At 74.1% G+C, this 18,247-nt stretch carries 13 protein-coding genes; 4 read left to right on the top strand and 9 right to left on the bottom strand.

Annotated elements, in window-relative coordinates:
- Positions 1-23 precede the first annotated feature (23 nt).
- Positions 24-1,523 carry a lipopolysaccharide biosynthesis protein gene (locus tag DSM112329_RS00595; RefSeq protein WP_354699862.1) on the bottom strand — a complete coding sequence of 500 codons (1,500 nt, stop codon included), beginning with the start codon at positions 1,521-1,523 and terminating at the stop codon, positions 24-26.
- A 7-nt stretch (positions 1,524-1,530) separates the two neighbouring features.
- On the bottom strand, positions 1,531-2,229 hold the full coding sequence (locus DSM112329_RS00590) for a sterol desaturase family protein (RefSeq protein ID WP_354699861.1): 699 nt from the start codon (positions 2,227-2,229) through the stop codon (positions 1,531-1,533).
- 37 nt (positions 2,230-2,266) lie between these two features.
- Here DSM112329_RS00590 and DSM112329_RS00585 point away from each other — a divergent pair, with 37 nt between their 5' ends.
- Complete coding sequence (locus DSM112329_RS00585) at positions 2,267-3,406, top strand: hypothetical protein (protein ID WP_354699860.1); 1,140 nt, start codon at positions 2,267-2,269, stop codon at positions 3,404-3,406.
- 84 nt (positions 3,407-3,490) lie between these two features.
- Here DSM112329_RS00585 and DSM112329_RS00580 read toward each other — a convergent pair whose 3' ends face one another.
- The 6 genes from DSM112329_RS00580 to DSM112329_RS00555 form a co-directional block, all read right to left on the bottom strand.
- Positions 3,491-5,104, bottom strand: coding sequence for an O-antigen ligase family protein (locus tag DSM112329_RS00580; protein ID WP_354699859.1), 1,614 nt, complete (start codon positions 5,102-5,104; stop codon positions 3,491-3,493).
- Entirely contained in the window at positions 5,083-6,963 is a 1,881-nt protein-coding gene (locus DSM112329_RS00575; RefSeq protein ID WP_354699858.1) for a hypothetical protein, read from the bottom strand. The genes DSM112329_RS00580 and DSM112329_RS00575 overlap by 22 nt, the downstream gene beginning before the upstream one ends.
- A complete protein-coding gene (locus DSM112329_RS00570; protein ID WP_354699857.1) occupies positions 6,960-7,499 on the bottom strand; it encodes a histidine phosphatase family protein in 540 nt (179 codons plus the stop codon). Before DSM112329_RS00570 ends, DSM112329_RS00575 begins: the two co-directional genes overlap by 4 nt.
- A 67-nt stretch (positions 7,500-7,566) precedes the next feature.
- Positions 7,567-8,745, bottom strand: coding sequence for a LytR C-terminal domain-containing protein (locus tag DSM112329_RS00565; RefSeq protein WP_354699856.1), 1,179 nt, complete (start codon positions 8,743-8,745; stop codon positions 7,567-7,569).
- Between the two features lie 128 nt (positions 8,746-8,873).
- On the bottom strand, positions 8,874-10,817 hold the full coding sequence (locus DSM112329_RS00560; protein ID WP_354699855.1) for a nucleoside-diphosphate sugar epimerase/dehydratase: 1,944 nt from the start codon (positions 10,815-10,817) through the stop codon (positions 8,874-8,876).
- Positions 10,818-11,113: 296 nt separating this feature from the next.
- Positions 11,114-11,950, bottom strand: a complete 837-nt coding sequence (locus tag DSM112329_RS00555) for a glycosyltransferase family 2 protein (RefSeq protein ID WP_354699854.1) — start codon at positions 11,948-11,950, stop codon at positions 11,114-11,116.
- Positions 11,951-12,018: 68 nt separating this feature from the next.
- Between DSM112329_RS00555 and DSM112329_RS00550 the strand changes: the two genes are divergently transcribed.
- The 3 genes from DSM112329_RS00550 to DSM112329_RS00540 are packed head-to-tail and all read left to right on the top strand — an operon-like array spanning position 12,019 to position 16,882.
- A complete protein-coding gene (locus DSM112329_RS00550) occupies positions 12,019-14,775 on the top strand; it encodes a right-handed parallel beta-helix repeat-containing protein (RefSeq protein WP_354699853.1) in 2,757 nt (918 codons plus the stop codon).
- A complete protein-coding gene (locus DSM112329_RS00545; RefSeq protein WP_354699852.1) occupies positions 14,772-15,968 on the top strand; it encodes a glycosyltransferase in 1,197 nt (398 codons plus the stop codon). Before DSM112329_RS00550 ends, DSM112329_RS00545 begins: the two co-directional genes overlap by 4 nt.
- The gene (locus DSM112329_RS00540; RefSeq protein ID WP_354699851.1) at positions 15,965-16,882 is read left to right on the top strand and encodes a glycosyltransferase; all 918 of its coding nucleotides are present in this window, start codon (positions 15,965-15,967) and stop codon (positions 16,880-16,882) included. Before DSM112329_RS00545 ends, DSM112329_RS00540 begins: the two co-directional genes overlap by 4 nt.
- Here the strand turns inward: DSM112329_RS00540 and DSM112329_RS00535 are convergent.
- Positions 16,869-18,227 carry an oligosaccharide flippase family protein gene (locus DSM112329_RS00535; protein ID WP_354699850.1) on the bottom strand — a complete coding sequence of 453 codons (1,359 nt, stop codon included), beginning with the start codon at positions 18,225-18,227 and terminating at the stop codon, positions 16,869-16,871. The genes DSM112329_RS00540 and DSM112329_RS00535 overlap by 14 nt on opposite strands.
- Positions 18,228-18,247 lie beyond the last annotated feature (20 nt).

Raw genomic sequence — 18,247 nt, 5'->3', positions numbered from 1 at the left:
GTGCCAGCGACCAGAATTGGTCGTCAGACGGTGGAGGGGGTGTCCCCGCCGCCGCGGCCACGACCCCGACCGCGACGGGACGCGACCAGCGCCCGCAGGCCCGCCTTCTCCTCCGGCCGCATCACGCCCGCCGCCAGCAGGACCACCGGGATCGCCGCCAGCAGGGCCGACCGCGCCAGGAAGCCCGCGGCCCCCGCGTCCGGCAGCAGCAGCTCGCCGCCGACCGCCATGCCGCCGATGACGAGCACCAGGAGCGTGAGCCGGCCCCACTCGAAGGGGACCTCGAACAGCGTCCGGGTGAGTCGGTGGATGACGAGCACCATCACGACGTACGCCGAGCAGAGCGCGATGCCCGCCCCGCGAATGCCCATCGACGGCACGAGCGCCACCAGCACGAGCACGTTGACCGCAACACCCGCGACGGCCGCCGGGAAGTTGCGCGTGGTGACCTTCGCCCGGCCGGCGATCGTGATGAAGACGAGGTTCAGGCCGTAGAGCGCCCAGCCGAGCGCGACCCACGGGATGACCTCGTGCGCCTCGAAGTACTCCGGCGCCGCCAGCAGCCGGACGATCCAGCGGCCCATCAGGGTCAGGGCGGCCACCACCAGCCCGGTGACCGCGACGTACGCGGAGGTGACGAGCGCGTAGAGGCGCTTGGCTTCGGCATCGTCGGTGACCGAGTAGGCCAGCGGGGGCCACGCGGCCTGGAACCCCCGCACCGCCACGATGACCGCCGTCGCGAGCTTGATCGCGACCGCGTAGACGCCGGCCGCCGTGGCCGACTGCGTCCGCAGGATGTAGGCGCGATCGACGACGTTCAGCAGGAAGACCGTCGCCTCCGCCGGGATGGTCGGCCCGCCGTACGCCAGGAGCGGGCGCAGCGTGGCGGTCGTCCCCCGCCGGATGCGGACCGCCACGAACTCGCGCTGCTCCCACCACAGGGCCGCGAGCACCAGCGTCGACGCCCCGTAGTTGCCCAGGACGTACCCGCGGGCGCCGCCGTCGAGGATCACGACCAGCGTCACGGTGAGCGTGATCGTCAGCAGGACGTTGCCGACCGACGCGAGGACGTATGCCTTGCGCCGCTCCTGCACGCGCAGGAGCGCCGTCGCCATCTCGAGGTTCGTGAAGGCCCACAGCCCCAGCAGGCCGAGCCGCATCAGGCCGCCGTCCTCGCGGCCCAGCAGCAGGCTGGACAGGGGGTCCGCGAGGGCGACCCCGACCAACGCGGCGACCCCCGAGATCGTGGCCGTCAGCGCGATCACGGAACGGGCCAGGTCGACCCGGCGGGCGTGGTCCTCGTCGTCGAACCAGAACCGCAGGAACGCGTCGCCGAGCCCCAGCCGCAGCAGGATCGACGTGAAGATGATGAACGTCAGCAGCGTCTCGGCGTAGCCGTAGTCGGCCGGGGTCAGCGACCGCGTGTAGAGCGGCAGCGTGATGACGGCCAGGAACGCAGCGATGAGGCTCGGCGCCTGGTAGGCCATGCTGCTGGCCAGCAGGCGCTTGAGGTAGGCGGTCAACGGCTTCTCAGGACTCGCGCAGCGTGCGGGCGGTGGGCGACCGCTCGACCTTGCGATGGTCGGGCGAGGTGCCGAGCGCGCGGTCCGCGACGGTCGATGTGATGCCGTGCCAGTAGTGCTCGTTCTTGAAGTGATGCAGGCGGTGGCCGCGGTGGATCGCCCGGTAGGCGCGGCCCCGCGGGCGGTAGGCGGTGTGGATCAGCAGGTGGGTCCACTCGTACAGCAGGATCAGCACGTAGGTCATCAGCACTGCGGTCAGGACGGGACCGAGCCGGACGCCGACCCCGGCGGCCGCGAGCAGCCCGACTCCCGTCCCCACGACGAGCGGGACCGCGCCGGCCAGCAACGCGACGGCCTCGGACGGGCCGAGCAGGATCAGGCCCAGGTGATGCGGGCGCTCGTGGTGCTCGCGGTGCGACGCCGCGGTGACGAGCTCCACCCTGCGCCCGCGCCAGGGGACCGGGGGCAGGTGCAGCAGGTAGACGTGGATCGCCCACTCGCCGAACGGGAAGACCGCGAGCATGGTCGCCGCCGCGGCCGCGTCCCGCCATGTCGGCGCGCCGCCCAAGGCGCACCGGGCCACCAGCAGCGCCGCGACTCCGGCCGCCAGGATCCGCGGCGAGCGACCCGCCCAGAAGAGCGTGCGGGCCTGCGCGAGCGTCGTCACGGTGCTGCCGTGGCGGTGCGGTGGGGTGGGCGGGACCACCGGGTAAGGGTCGCACGCCGGTAGCCTGCGCGCTGCTGTGCCGCCGCTCGACCCGACCGCCCACGACCCCGCCCTGCGCCCGCTCTGCCTGCTGCTGCTCCCCCGCGCGCTGGACGGCTTCCTGCTGCGCGACCAGGCCGAGGATCTGCTGCGCGCGCCCGGCGTGGTCGCGATCGAGCCGCCGCGCGTCCCCTACGGTGCGCTCGCCCGCCTGCCCGGGGTCGTCGCCGACCTGCTCGCCGGGGGCCAGGCGCGGCGGCTGGTCAAGACGCTGGCGCGCGACGCCCGCCGGGACGTCACCCGTGGCGGCGTCCCCCGCGTCGTCGTCATCTTCCACCCTGTCCAGTACATCCTGGCGCGGGCGATCATCGGTCTTGTCGGCGGCGATTGCGAGCTCTGGTACGGCCGCTGGGACCGCTACGAGCGGGCCTACGACGCCGGCCCGCGAATGCGCTCGCGGCTCGAGCTGCTGCACGAGCAGGCCGCGACGCGGTCGCAGATCACCTTCGTCGCCTCGGGCGCCCTCGCGGACCTGGAGACGGAGGCCGGTCGCGAGGCGACGCTGGTCCCGCTCAGCGCGGACGGCTTCCCGGCGCCCGATCCCGTCGGCGGCCGCGGGCCGGAGGGTGAGGTGCGGCCGCCCGTGGTGGCCGTGTCGCTCGGCCACCTGGGCTGGCGCAACGACTGGGCGCTGCTCCACGAGGTCAGCCGACGCATGCCCGAGCTCGTCCTGCTGCTCGTCGGTGCGTGGCACGACGACGAGTGCAAGGACGACCCCGACTACGCCGCCTGCCGCGCGGCGCCGAACCTCGTCTGGCTCGGCGCGCAGGACGACGAGGCGGCGGCCCGGCTGATCCTCTGCGCGGACGTCGGCGTCGTCCCCTTCAAGGTCGAGCCGTTCAACGACGCCGGGCTGCCCTTCCGGATCCTCAAGTACGCCCTGCTGGGCCGGCGGACGGTGTCCCAGCCGCTGGCCGGCGCGCAGACGTGGGCCACCGCGGTGACGTTCGCGGAGGGCGCCCCGGCGTTCGTCGATGCCCTGCGGGCCGCCGCCGGGACACGGACGGCGCCGGACCTCGAACTGCGCGCCTGGGCGCTGGCCCAGACCGCGGCGACGCAGAACGCGCCGCTGTGGGCGCGCCTGGACGCCGTGGGCGTCGACACGCGCGGCACCTGACCGCCGGGCGAGCGTCGGTTTCCCTGCGGAACAGGACGGGGAGATCGACGTTCGGGCCGCACGGCGGCAGGGCGGCCGCCGCCGTCAGGAGGGGGACGGCGACGTGCGCGCGGCCGCCGCGGCCCGCCGGGCCGCCACGCGCTCCGCGACGTCCTGGCCGCCCGGCGCGATCCGGGCCAGCGCCACCCCCACACCCAGCAGCGTCCAGGTGAGCGGGTCCTCGAGGAAGGCAGCGTACATCAGCGTGTGCACGACCAGCGCGAGGAAGGCCGCGGCCACCACGGCGCGCGGGACCGACGTCAGCGCCCCGCGGAACAGGCGCCCGAAGGCGGCGATCAGCAGCGCCACGTAGAGCAGGAACCCGGGGATGCCCTGCTCGGCGGCGACCGTCACCGGGATCGTGTGCGACGCTGACGCGGCGCCGGCGTCCGACGCGCCCTGGGTCCGGCGGAAGTCCTTCGCGAAGGCGCCCGCGCCTTGCCCGACGACGGGCGAGTCGGCGAACAGGTCCAGGCCGCCTTCGATCAGGTCGTAGCGGCCGCTGGTGGCCGTGTCGGCGGACTTCGAGTCGCCGAGGTCGAAGCGGATCGCGTCCGGCGCCAGCAGGGCCAGCCCGACCGCGACCACCACCAGCGCCCCGGCGGCCAGCGCAGCGACGCGGACCGACCAGCGCAGCCCGCCGAGCACCGCGAGGCCGACCAGCAGCGCCACGAACGAGGACTGCGAGAACGTCAGGACGAGTCCCGCCCACAGGACGACGAGGACCGCCGTCGCGCTGATCGCGGTCCGCTGGACGGTCGCCCACAGCACCGTGCCCGCGAGGCCCAGCATCACGACCATCAGGAAGCGGCCGTAGATGTTCGGGTCGAAGAACAGCGAGTTCACCCGGAAGTACGACTCGAGCTGGTTGGAGGCGATCACCCGCGGGTTCAGCAGGACGTGCTTGGTCCCGTACTCGACGAAGCCGATCCCGGCGAAGACGACGGCGAGCACCGCAAGCACGCCCAGGCAGCGCCCGACGAGCTCGGCGGTCCACTGCACCCGGCCCAGCAGCGCGAACAGGATCGCGAACGGGACGTAGAAGAAGATCACGTTCTCGAGCGCGTGGTCCGCGTCCGACGAGTACGTGGCCTGCACGGCGTAGAGCACCACGGACGCCGCGAGCAGCAGCTCGAGCCGGCCGACGGGGTGCTCCGGCTCGCGCACGCGGCCCTCGCGCGGCGCCAGGACCCCCGCGAGCGCGTCGACTCCGGGCGCGTGACCGCCGCGCCGCCGCCCGCCTCCGGAGCCGGACCCGGACCCGCCCGGCCGCAGCCGCGGGACCGCGTAGGCCAGCGCGCCCGCGCCGATGACGACGTACAGCGGGATGAGCAGGTTCGAGGTCGAGCCGCCGACCGCGATCGGGACCCGGAACGGGACGGCGGCGACGGTCGCCAGGGGGAACAGCCCGGGCTGTCGGTCGAACAGCACCGCGAGCCCCCCGACCAGCACGGCGCCGCCGGCGACGACGACGAGCGCCAGCGGCGGATGGTCCCGCAGCGGCTCGAAGGCGCTCGTGTCCCAGACGTGCGCGACGAGCAGGATCGGCGCCACGACGAGCGCGCCGAGCATCGCGAGCGCGCGGCCCTCACCCGTCGGGGCGACGAGCGCGCCGGCGGCCAGGACGGCCGCCAGGATCACCGCGACAGCTTGCGCCACATGGCCTCCATCAGTGCCGCCGCGTTGCGGTCGGCGTTCAGGCGCGACGCGAAGTCGACCAGGCCGGTGCGGATGATCAGGCCCTTGCCGAACCGGACGGCGGCGACGACCGGCTTGCCGCTCGCGTCGACGGCGGACGCCAGGAGCCGCGGGTCGTCCTCGGTGAGGTTCAGCGTCCGCTCGTAGCCGGCGAAGCCCGCGAAGCTGCCCGTCCCGTCCTCGAACAGGTCGATCGTGTCCTTGACGTTCTCGATCGCGGGCGCCCCGGGGTCGACCCGGATCCGCGGCGAGAGCCGTGCGCCGAACAGGTCGGTGTCCGCCGCCGGCGTCGGGTCGATCAGGCGCTGGCGCGCGGTCAGCTTCACCTCGCGGCGAAGCGAGTCCGTCCCCATCGAGACCACCGTCCCGCCGGCCTGCGCGAACGTCCGCAGCGCCTTCCCGACCGCTGTGGGCAGCCAGCGCGCGTCGCCGGCGATCAGGATACCCCGGTAGCGGCCGAGCTCCGGCGGGTTCGGCCCTGCGAGGGTGACGTCGGTGGTCAGGTCGTAACGCCGGTGCTTGCGGTCCAGGTAGGAGAAGAGCGGTCCCTCGTTCTGCGGGAAGCCGGACGGCAGCCCGGTGCCGCTGAAGACGCGGCTTGACAGGCGGATCGGCAGGCCGCGGTCGAGCAGGTTCGGCAGGCCGTCCCCGTCGTCGTCGACCGGGTTGCGTCCCTGCCACGTGATCGCGGGCAGGACGACGAGCACCCCGCGCGGGTCGGACGTGTCGTCACCGGCGACGATCTCCGCGGCCTGGACCGGATAGGGGACGCGCTGCTGCACCCCGTTCGCGCGGACGCTCAGCAGGAACAGCCGCGAGACCCCGGGCGGTGCGTGCAGCTTGAGCAGCGGGCGGTCGAGGCCGCCGCGCTTGGACGGCTTGCGCGGGCCGCCGACGCGGCGCAGCGACCAGCGATACGGGGTGGTCCGCGAGTCGATCGCGACCGCGCCGACCGCACCCGCGGCCGTCGGCGTGTTCGGCGGCAGCACGCCGAGGCGCCGGATCGTGATGCCCCCGCGGCCGGCGAACGGCGTGCCGTAGCTGCTCGCGGGCAGGCCCGTGCGGGCGTCGAGCGGCACGGACAGCCCGATGTTGCCCGCCGCATCACGGGAGCTGATGACGACGACGTATGTCCCGGCCGGCGCCGGCCCGTCGCGCCGGGTGGTCCCGTCCCACTGCCAGGTGCGGACGTCGTCCGCGATCTTGGCGGGCCCGAAGACGCGTTCCTCGCTGCCGGGATCGGTGCGGAAGACCGTGGCGGTGCTGCGGCGGGCCGGGCCGCTGAAGCGCACCTGGGCGGCCCCGCCGTCGGTCGACGGGAGCAGCTTGGGCAGGGGACGGGCGAACCCGGACTGCGGCCGAGGCTTGGGCCCGATGCTCAGGACGCGCACGGCCGGCGGCTTGGTGTCCAGGACGAACGACTCGGGCCAGACGATCGACCGGCCCTCCTCGCGGAGCGTGATCCGCATCCGGTAGCGGCCGTCGGCGGCGATGCGGCCGTCGTCGGTCTTGCCGTCCCAGGTGAAGCGGGTCGGCCGGTAGGCGCGCAGGCGGCGTTCGTCGACCAGCTTCCTGACCGGGTCGCCGCGGCTGTCCAGCACCTCGATGGTGATGTCGTCGTCGCGCACGACCTTGAAGTTGATGCGCTGCGTGTCGAGCCGGCCGTCCTGGTTCGGCGAGAAGACGCCCTGCTGCTTGAACTGCTGCACCGGCGAGGGGTCGTGCTTGAGGCGCTGCGCCACGAAGAACGCGCCGAACGTCGCCGCGACGAGCAGCGCGAAGACGACCTGCGCCAGGCGCGAGGGGCCGGCGGTGCTCAAAGAGCCTCCACCGTGCCGTTGGCGACGTCCCACGACATGAAGCCGGCCAGGCCCCGCGGGTCGGCGTGACAGCGGGCGACGCGGATCACGCCGCGGTGGCAGACGATGAGCGCCGGCTCGCGGCCGACGCCCCGCACCGCCTGAAACCCGTCGTGCACCCGCGTCGAGAGCTGCTCGAGCGACTCCCCGTCCGGGAAGGCGAAGGCCGGGTCGGTCGCGTTGTACGCGGCCCAACCGTCCGGGTCCGCCGCTTCGACGTCGGTGTACAGGCGGTCGGTCCAGCTCCCGGCGTCGGCTTCCATGAACCGGGGCTCCTCGACCGGCTCCAGGCCGATCGCGGCGCCGACGATCGCGGCGGTCTGCCGTGCGCGGGGCAGCGGCGAGCAGTACAGGCCGCCCCACTCCCGCTCGGCGGCCGTGCGGGCGAGGGCGTGCGCCTGGTCGACCCCGCGCGCGGTCAGCCCGACCGGAGCCTGCCCCTGGAAGCGGCCCTCGGCGTTGTAGGCGGTTTCGCCGTGACGGGCCAGGAAGAGCATGGAGAGCGGGCGGACGGACGTGGGCGGAGCGGGGTGGTTCGGGAGGCGACGGCGCGGGTGGCCGCGGCTACTTGACGGTGTCGGAGCCGAGGGTGACGACGACCTTGGCGCTGCCCCCCACCGCCGTGTCGTTCGCGGTGGCGGGGACGACGACGTCGGCCGGGGTCATGCCGAGCTTCGTGGCGATGTCGATGGCGGCGCGGCGGCTCTTGTCCGCGTACGCGACCGTGGTGGTGGTGACGGTGTTCGTCGCCGCCTGACCGACGTTCCCGAGCTTGTAGCCCTTGGACTCGAGCAGGGTGCCGGCGTCGCGGGCCGCGTTGTTGACGGTCGTCCCGTTGAGGACGGTCACCTGGTAGTTCGCGGGGACCAGCGGCGGCAGGCCGGGGGTGCTGGCCTGCGTCGTGGGGGTGGACGGCGTGTCGTCCGGCGCCGTGGTCGTGTCGGTCGACGTGGTCGTCGTCCGCGGCGAGGCCTGCGAGCTGCCGCTGTCGTCGTCGCCGCCGAAGACCTGCGTGGCGAGCAGGACCACGACGAGCACGAGCGCCAGACCGCCGCCGACCACCGCCAGGGTGGTGCGGGCGGGTGACGCGGGTTCGGGCTCGGGCTCCTGCGAGGCCAGGCGACGGAGAGAAGGGACGGCGGTCGGGGGCGCCGCCGACCGCAGCGGGACGGCGGGCTCGGGCCGGGCCGCGGGGGTCGCGGGACCACCGACGGCCGGAATGGCCTGGGTCGCCTGGTCGTCGTTCGCGGACGGCGTGCCCGGAGCGGCGGTCGCTGCTCCGCCGGCACCCGCGGTCGCGCCTGCTGCACCGGCGGCGGTACCCGCGGCGCCCGCCGCTCCGGCGGCCGCTGCAGCCGCCGTCGCGGGCGCGGCCGGGGACGCACCGGCGGGGACGCCGGCCGGGGACGCACCGGGGGCACCGGGGGCCGCGGCGGGGCGAGCAGCGGGCTGACCCGCCTGGCCGGCGGGCGTGGCCGCGGCGGCGGCCGGCGTACGCGGGGCGGGCTGCGCCACGACGCGCCGCTGCTGCTCGCCACCCTGCTGCTGGATGCGCTCCTGCATCTCGGCGGCGCGCTCGGGCGCGCGCCCGGCCCACTCCCGGAGTCGCTTGAGCTCCCGGGCCTGGGCGAAGTAGAGCACCGACAGGACCGCGAGCCCGATGACGGACGCAAACCCTGCGTACGCTCCGGCGTCCGTGATCTTGTCGTTGACCGAAAGGGCCAAGACGGCGAAGTCCAGCATGAACGACGGAAGTCTAGGGAACGACGTCGGCGGAACCGCCCCTCACGTCAGCAGGCAGGCTCCGTGGGCGCGGACTTGCATGTACCACCGGGATCCGGTGACACGCCGCATCCCCCGCCGGCGCCCGGCTACTCCGCGGCGGCGGCGCGGTTGACGGCCGACAGCTCGGCGACCTTCACGGCCAGGGCGGCCGCGTCGCCTTCCAGCACCAGCAGCTGGATCTCGTTGAACATCGCCTCGACCTGCTGGGAGTCCATCGGCAGGCGCTCGGCGCGGGAGATCCGCTCGACCGGCGTGGGCTGCACGAGCTCGAACGGATTGAAGAGCTCCTCGTCGAGCTTCTCGCCGGGACGGCGGCCGATCACCTCGATGGCGATGTCCTTCTCCGGCCGCAGCCCGGACAGCTCGATCATGTCGCGCGCGAGCTGCATGATCTCCACGGGCTCGCCCATGTCCAGCACGTAGATCTCGCTGCCGGAGGCCCGGCCGCCCGTCCCCGTCCCCTTCAGGTTGCCCGAGCGCAGGATCAGCTGCACGGCCTCCGGGATCGTCATGAAGTACCGCTTCATCCGCGGGTCGGTGACCGTCACCGGCCCGCCGCGGGCGATCTGCCGCCGGAAGATCGGCACGACCGAGCCGCTGGAGCCTAGGACGTTGCCGAAGCGGACGGCGCTGTACTGGGTCTGCGGCCAGCGGTCGGCGGCCGCTTCGATCGCGTACTCCGCCAAGGCCTTGGACGCGCCCATCACGGTCGCGGGGCTCACCGCCTTGTCGGTCGACACCAGCACGAAGCGGTTGACGCCGAGCTCACCGGCCAGGCGCGCGAGCAAGCGGGTCGCGATCGAGTTGTTGCTGACCGCCTCGACCGGGTTCAGCTCCATCAGGCCCACGTGCTTGTAGGCCGCGGCGTGGAACACGACGGTCGGGCGGTAGCGCTTGAAGACCTCGCGCATGCGCTCGCCGTCCTTGCAGTCGGCCAGGACCGTGGCCAGGCCGTCCTGGTGGACGTGGCGCTCCTCGATCAGCTCCCGCTGGATCGTGAAGAGGTTGTCCTCCGCGTGGTCGAGCAGGATCAGCGCCTGGGGAGTGATGCGCGCGATCTGGCGGCAGAGCTCTGAGCCGATCGACCCGCCGGCCCCGGTCACCATCACCCGCTCGCCGTTGAGGTAGCGCCCGAACTTCTCGACGTCCATCACGACGGGCTCGCGGCCCAGGACGTCCTCGACCTGGACCTCGCGCACCTGCCGGACGACGTTGCCGCCGGTCTGCAGCAGCTCGAAGACGGTCGGCAGCGTCCGCACCTGGATGCCCTTCAGGCGGCACTCGCGCACGATCCGCGCCCGCAGGGTGCCGGGGGCCGACGGGACGGCGATCATGACCTCCTGCGGACCAACCTCTTCGAGGACCTCCGCGAAGTCCGCGCCCGTCGTCCCGAGGACCTTCACCCCCTGGATGCGCTGCCCCTGCTTGAGCGGGTCGTCGTCGACGAAGCCGAGCGGCAGCAGCCCGAGCTCGGGGTTGCGCAGGATCTCGCGCAGGACCAGCTGCCCGCCGTCCCCCGCGCCCACGATCAGCACGCCGCGCTCGCCCCGGGTCCCGCGGAAGCTGGCCAGGGGCTGACGCTCGTAGACCGCGTGCGCGATGAACCGCGCGCCGCCCACGAACATGAGCGCCAGCAGGAAGAACATCGCGATGACGCCGGTCGGGAGCGACACGGCCACGTCGCCGGCCTGCCGCGAGGACGCCGTCACGGGCTTGAACAGCGCGACGAACCCCGCGACGGCGAGCGTCGCGACGGTCACGGCCTGCGCGATCGACACGAGGTCGGCCTGGCGGGTGTAGCGCCACCACCGGTGGTACAGCCGGAAGGCCGCGAAGACGACGAGGCTGATCGCCACCGTCCACCCGACGGTCGCCTTCAGGAGGTCGTCGTACCGCTCGGGCAGGCCCTGGTCGAACCGCAGCCGGTAGGCCAGGAAGTACGCGGCCGCGACGAGGATCCCGTCGATCGCCATCTGCGGGAGCGAGTGGCGATGCAGCGGGAAGGCCGCTGTGCGCTGGCGCCGACGCATCCGCGCAGTCTAAGAGTTGTGCGGGCGGACGGTCCCGCGGGACCCCACGACCCCGCCCGTCGCATCGTGCGACGGGCGGGACCAGGGTGGCGGCTGCCTTGGTGCCCGGCCGACCTGGGCGGATCGAGCGGGCGGATCAGCCGCCGCTGACCGGACCGAGAGGGGACACAGGTCCCGGTCCGGCAGGTCTGGTGCCCGCGGTGCTCTGCCGCGGCAGCGTTCCCCCTGCAGAAAACGCCCCCGCCACCGACCATACGCCACCCGGCCGGGGCCGGGGGCGGTTTCTGCCGGTTCCGTCAGCTCTTGGCGTCGGGTGGACCGTCAGGGCCGGCCGAGCGCCACCCGGGCGCGTCGCCGAGCGCCCGGTCGACGTGGCGGCCGACGCGGTCGTAGTAGCGCGTGATGTACGTGCGGTAGAAGACGCCGAGCGTGTCGCGCAGCACCACGCGGGCGTCACCCACCCCGACCCGCGGGAACGCCCGCTCCCGCGTCACGACGACCGGCGCCTCCGCGATGCGGTAGCCGAGCCGGTGGGCGTTGACGAGGACCTCGAGGTCGTGCGCGAACCGCTTCACCAGCAGCCGCGGGCCGACGCGCTCCAGCACGCGGCGGCGGTAGAGCTTGAGCCCGGTCTGGGTGTCGCGGACCGGCAGGCGGAAGAGGACCCGGACCAGCACGTAGTAGCCCTGCGAGAGGATCCTCCGCTTCAGCGGGTAGTCGATCTCCGCGTCGGGGTGGAGCTTCGACCCGATGACGATGTCCGCGTCCTCGCGGAACATCGTCTCGCGCAGGAGGCCGAGCTGACGCGGATGCACCTCGAGGTCGGCGTCGACGAACAGGACGAGCTCCCCGCGGGCGAGCTGCATCCCCCGGATCAGCGCCGACCCCTTGCCGGCGTTGACGCTCGCCGCCTCGATCCGCACCCCTTCGATGGCGTCGCCCGCGGCCTGGGCGACGGCGATCGTGTCGTCGGTGGAGCCGTCGTCCACGACCAGCAGCTCGAACGGCACGCCGAGCGCTCGCATGGCCTCCGCGCACTCGGTCAGGCAGCGCTCGATGCCGTCCGCTTCGTTGAAGGTCGGGATGACGACGGAGACGAGTCCCGCGCCGGGACTCGCCGGGTCGGTGGCCATCGCCCGGATCCTAGTGAATGGGACGAAATGCGCCCCAAAGGCGCCTTTCGCTTGTAACGTCCCTGCCGATGAACGCGTTGTCACGTCTGCTGCCCGCCGTCCTCGTGCTCGGGTCCGGCCTCCTTGCGAGCCCGGCCGCTGCCGCGACCTACCCGGTGACCACCGCGGACGCCTCCGGTCCCGGGTCGCTCGGCCAGGCCATCGCGGCCGCCAACGCCAACCCGGGTGCCGACACGGTCACCTTCGCGATCGGGGCCGCGGGCGACAAGGCGCTGCTGACGATCACGGGCGCCGGCCTGCCCCAGATCACGGGCCCGCTGACGATCGACGGACCGAGCCAGGGCGGTGGCGGCGCGCCGCTCATCCGCATCAGCGGCATCCCGGACGGCACGAACGCGATCGGCCTGCATGTGGGCCCCGGCGCTGCCGGAACGGTCATCCGCGGGGTCGCCGTGACGCGGTTCAACAACGGCGGGATCGTCATCGACGCCCCGGATGCCACGGTCGCGGACTCGTACATCGGCGAGTCGCTCGGCGACTCCCCCGTCGGCGTCGGGAATGCGACCGGCGGCATCGTGGTGAACGCCGATCGCGCCACGATCCGTGGCAACGTCATCGGCGACAACCACGACCGCTGCGGCGTCGTCGTCACGGCCGGGGGCGGCACGGTCCTGGAGGGCAACCGGGTCGGGACCGCGCCCGACGGCGTCACCGGCGTCGGCAACGCCGGCACCTGCGGCGTCGCCGTGGAGGGCACGGCGACCGGCACCCGGATCGGGGGCCCGGGCGGCGGCGCCAACGTGATCAGCGGTAACGACACGAACGGCATCGAGATCCGCGGCGGCAGCGGCACGACCGTCGCCGGCAACCGGATCGGCGTGGGCTCCGACGGGCAGACCGTCGTGTCCAACAAGGGCGCCGGCATCCTGGTCACCGGCGGAGCGCCCGTGATCGGCGACGGCAACGTGATCTCCGGGAACGACCACGGCGGCATCCGGCTGATGGCACCGGCGACGATCAGGGGCAACCTCGTGGGCCTCGCCGGGAACGGCGTGACGATCCGGTCCAACGGCGACTACGGCGTCAAGGTCGAAGGCGGCGCCGGGACGACGATCGGCGGGAACATCGTCTCCGGGAACGCGGGGCACGGCGTGTGGCTGACCGGGACCTCCGTGCGGGACACCGTCATCGCCGGCAACACCATCGGCCTCGGCAGCGACGGCTCCGAGCAGCGCAACACCGAGCAGGGCGTCCGCCTCACGGGCACGGGCGGGAACAACGTCATCGGCGGGCGGGCCGCCGGCGCGCGCAACGTGATCTCCGGGAACGACGGCCCCGGCGTCTTCCTCGGCGGCGGCGACGACCGCGTCGAGGGCAACTACATCGGGACCGACGCAGCCGGCTCGGCGTCGCGCGGCAACGCCGACGGCGTCCTGCTCGGCGGCGGGGGCGGCACCCTGGGCGGAACGGCGGCCGGGGCCGGCAACCTCATCTCCGGAAACGACGGCAGCGGCGTGCGGGTCGTCGGCGGTGCCACCGGCGTCCGCGTGCTCGGAAACCAGATCGGCGGCGGCGCCGGTGGGGCGATCGGGCAGGCGGCGAACCAGCGCGCGCAGGTCGTCGTCGAGACCGGCACCAGCGGGACCGTCATCGGCGGGCCAGAGGCCGGCGCCGGCAACCGCGTCATCGAGGTCAACGCGGGGACGGGCGCCATCGCCGTGGCCGCGACGGCCGGCCCCACCAGCGTCCGTGGCAACGTCGTCACGCTCAACGGCGACGGGCAGGCGATCGACAACGGGCCCACCGGCCCCGATGCCGGCGGGTCGCCGTCGCTCGACACCGTGCTCACCACCGGTGCCCGGACCCAGGTCAGCGGGACCGCCCCGGCCCCCGCCGGCCGCCCGGTCGACGTGGACGTCTACGTCTCCGATGCCTGCAACCCCGTCCGCCGCCCGATCCTGCGGTACCTCGGTTCGGGCGTGGCCGTCGCCGGGGCGGACGGCATCGTGCGCTTCAACGTGCCGGCCGCCGGCGCTCCGGGCGCGAACGAGGCCGTCCTGGTGACCACCACGCCCGCCGGCGGATCGACGAGCGAGCTGAGCCCGTGCCGCGGCGCCGGTGCGGCACCGACGCTGCAGCTCGCGGCGACCGCGTACTCGGTCGCCGAGAACGGCGGCGCCGCCAGTATCACCATCGAGCGCCTCGGCGGCGGTGACGGCTCGGCCGCCATCCGCGTGCGCACCGTCGACTCCACCGGCCGCGCCGGCGTCGACTACACGGCGGTCGACCGGTCGGTGATCGTCAACGCCGGCGAGACCTCGGTCACGGTCCCGATCCCGGTCGTCGACGCCCCGGGCAGCGACGCCGACCGCGCCTTCGACGTCATCGTGTCCGACCCGACCGCGGCCGTCGCCGGGGCCCGCGACCGCGCGACGGTGGCGATCACCAACGTCAAGCGTGCCCCGGTCGTGCCGCCCCCGCCGCCGGTCGCGCTGTCGGCGAAGCTCAGCTCGCCCATCGCCAAGGCCAAGGGGAAGACCCTGAAGTCGATCCGGGGCACCGCGAAGGGGACGGGCCTCAAGCGCGTGCAGGTGGCGGTCACCACGCAGACCGGGTGCCTGCGGCTCAACAGCGCCGGCCGGCTGCTCAAGTACCGCGGCAAGGGCTGCCCATCGCTGTTCCTCAACGCGACGGGCACCACCAGCTGGCAGCTGAAGCTCAAGCGGGCGCTTCCCGCGCGTCGCTACACCGTGACCGTCCGGGCGGTCGACGCCAAGGGGAAGGTGGGCAAAGCGGTCAAGAGCACGCTGCGAGTGACCTTTTGAGGCTGGTCCTGGTCCAGCAGTCGAACTTCGGGCCGACCGAGCGCTTCAAGCAGCTCGGCAACCTGACGGTCGCGCTGCGGGGACTCGGGCACACCGCGGTCGTCCGCGCCCCGGCGGTGTCGGGGACCGACGACCTCGCGGTGGCCACCTCGCTGGCCGAGCTCACGAGCCCACGGTTCTGGACCGCAGCCGGGGTGGACGGCGTGATCGCCGTGACCTGGCTGCACCAGTCCGCGGTGCTGGGCGCCGCCCGCGCCGCCGGGCTCCCGACCATCGCCCTCGCGGACTCCGACGGCAGGGTCGTGCCCTGGCTGCACCCCGGGACGGTCGCCCTGCACCTCCAAGGAGCCCTCGAGGGTCGACGAGCGGCCCGCAGCGGCCGCGCCACGGGAGGCGCTTCCGCCGACCCGCCGACACGCGCGCCCACGCCGCCGGGCTTCGCGGAGCCGCCACCCGAGGGCCTTCTGCGCAAGCTCACCGCGCGCGCACGACTGCGGTCGGCGCTGCTGGCCGCCGACTGGACGGGCCTGCAGGGTGACGCCGCGCTGGCCGACTACCGCCGGACGCTGCGGCTCCTGCGCATCCCCGAGCCGGCCGCCCGCCTCGGCCTCAGCGAGCAGCCGGCGGCGCCGCACTTCACCGGCGCCGACGTCGACGCCGGCCCGCGGCCGCGGGCCGTGCTCGCCGTCGGCCGCTGGACGGCCCCCCAGAAGGACCCGCGGCTCCTGGCCGCGACCGTGGCGGCGCTGCTGGCCGCGGACCCCGCTGTGCGCCTGACCATCATCGGCGCCGGTGCGGAGCGGGTGGTCCGCCGCAGCCCGCGCGTCACCTGCCGGCCGTCGGTCCCGAGCACGGAGCTGCCCGCGCTCTTCGCCGGGGCGGGGGCGCTGCTGTCGACGTCCCGCTGGGAGGGCGCGCCGGTCGCGTTCAGCGAGGCGCTCGCCTGCGGGTGCCCCGTCGTCGGCCCACCGCTGAACGCCGTCCGGCATGCGGCGACAGGCCCGGGCGGGTGGGTCGCCGCCGACCGGTCCGCCGGCGCGCTCGCGGACGCCACCACGGCGGCCCTCGACGCCTCCGCGACCGCCGGCCACGGCCTGCGGGTGGCGCAGCACTGGCGCCCGCGCGTGACCGCAGCGGCGGTGGCGGGCGAGCTCGCCGACCGCCTGGACACCCTTATAGCCTCACGCCGATGACCGACGCCACCGTCATGATCTCGACCCGGGATCGCTGCTCGGAGGTCTCGCGCGCGGTCCGGTCCGCGCTCGCGCAGACCGTGCCCGTCGAGGTGATCGTGACCGACGACGGGTCGTCGGACGGGACCGCAGCCCACCTCGAGCGCGAGTTCCCGTCCGTCCGCGTCATCCGCGAGGAGACCTCCAAGGGTTCGCTCGTCCAGCGCAACGCCATGGCCCTGCTGGCCACCGGCAGCGTGCTGATCTCCCTCGACGACGACGCCGAGCTGCCGTCGCCGCGCACCGTCGAGCAGGTGCTGGCCGAGTTCGACCACCCGCGCATCGCCGCGGTCGGCATCCCGTTCACCGACGCGCCGCGGCCGGCGCGCCTCGAGCACTACGCGCCGCCGTCCGACGGGCACGTTCTCACGAGCTACTTCCTCGGCTGCTGCGCCGCGCTGCGCCGCGACTGCTTCAACGCCGTCGGCGGATACGACACGACGCTCCGCCATTCGGGCGAGGAGCCGGATATGTCCCTGCGCTGGTTCGCGCGCGGGTGGGTGGTCGCGCTCGGGCGCAGCGATCTCGCCATCCACCACGTCTCGTCGGCGCGCCAGCACGAGTTCGGCGTCCAGTACGCCACCCGCGCCGAGTGGCGCAACGTCCTGCGGCACGTCCCGGCGCGCGCGCTCCCGGCGCAGCTCGGGCGGCTCGGCGGGGTGGCAGGCGGGCGGTCGGTCGTCCGTCGCCACCCGCGGGCCGTGGCCGCCGGCGTCGCGGACGCCCTGCGGGACCGCCCGGCGCGCGAGCCGCTCGAACCCGAGGTCTACGCGCTGTGGCTGCAGCTGGAGCGCGAGCGCCGCCGCGGAGCTCCCGTGACGACGCTCGAGGAGCTCGACGCGCGGCTTCCGCCGCTCGGCTCTATGCCGGGTTGATCATGACGGCCGGGCGCCGGCGCCGGACGATCTGCTCGTACAGCTCGGCCGCGGCTGCGGTCCCGAGCCCGGCCGCGACCTGGACCCAGACGATGCCGCCCGGAGAGTCGTGCGCGAGCAGGAACAGGAACTGCTGCGCGAGGATGCCCACGCCGAGGACCACGACGAACCGGGTCCGGCCCAGCGCGAGGAAGTGGTTCATGTAGACGGTGACCAGCGCGTAGCCGAGCATCGAGAGGCCGATGGGCAGCAGCAGCGAGGACGCGCCGAGGTAGTCGGACCCGAAGGCGATCTGCAGCAGCAGGCGGGGGAACGCGGCGAAGGCGACGAGCAGCGGCAGGCTCAGCACGATCACCGCACCCAGGCCGAAGGCCAGGTCGCGGCGGCCGTCGCCGTCCTGGCCCAGCTTCGCGATCCGCGGGAAGAGGACCGTCGTCACCCCGATGGGGAGCAGCAGGACGAAGTTGCCCATGACCGACGCGGCCGCGTAGTCGCCCGCGTCCCCGGCCGACAGCGCGCCGCGGGCCCAGATCACGTCCGACTGGGTGAGCACCGTGTAGAGGCCGAGGCAGGCAGCGGACCCGACCGCGTACCGGCCGACGACCTTGCGGGCCGGGAACCGCCGGGTCCCGGCCGACTGCACGACCGGCGCCAGGACCTTGTAGGCCAGGCCGAACACGATGATGTTGGCGATCACGACGCCGAACGTGATGGCGGACGCGCCGAGCCCGAAGGCGGCGAACCCGACGCCGAGCACGAGCTTCAGGAACGGCCCCAGGCCCTGGATGACGCTGAGCGCGGTGAAGCGCTCGGAGGCCTGCAGAGCGCCCCAGGCTGCCGGCAGCGGGACCGCGGCGGTGATCGAGAGCGCCGTCGCCAGGATCGGCAGCGGGCGCTCGATGTTGAGGATCGCGAAGGCCGGCCAGCTCAGCAGCACGAGCAGCACGCAGACGCCGGCGGCGAAGCGCAGGGCGATGGTGAAGGTGGTCCGCAGCACCGCCCCCGCCGACTCGACGTCGCCGCGGGCGAGCAGGATCGCCATCTCGCGCGCGACCGTCGTCTGCAGTGCCAGCAGCGGGACCGTCGCGATGACGTTGATCGCGAAGATCGTGGTCAGCAGCGCGTACTCGTCCGGCTCGAGGAAGCGGGCGACCGAGAGGTGGAAGACGACGTTCAGCCCGTTCGCCGCGGCGGCGAACAGCATCACCGTCGCGCCGGAGCGCAGCAGGCCGGACTGGGAGGGCTCCGGCGCCTGCGCCTGCAGGACGGGGCCGACCGGGACGTCCTCCAGCGCAAGCTCGATCTGACGGTCTGGGAGAGGTCCTCCCGGCTCGTCCGCGCTCACGGTCTGCACCCTACGACGCG

This window comes from Paraconexibacter sp. AEG42_29 (assembly GCF_040581415.1).
Classification (GTDB): domain Bacteria; phylum Actinomycetota; class Thermoleophilia; order Solirubrobacterales; family Solirubrobacteraceae; genus Paraconexibacter.
The sequence above is the reverse complement of the archived record's forward strand: the minus strand, read 5'-3'. Positions and strand labels throughout refer to the sequence as shown.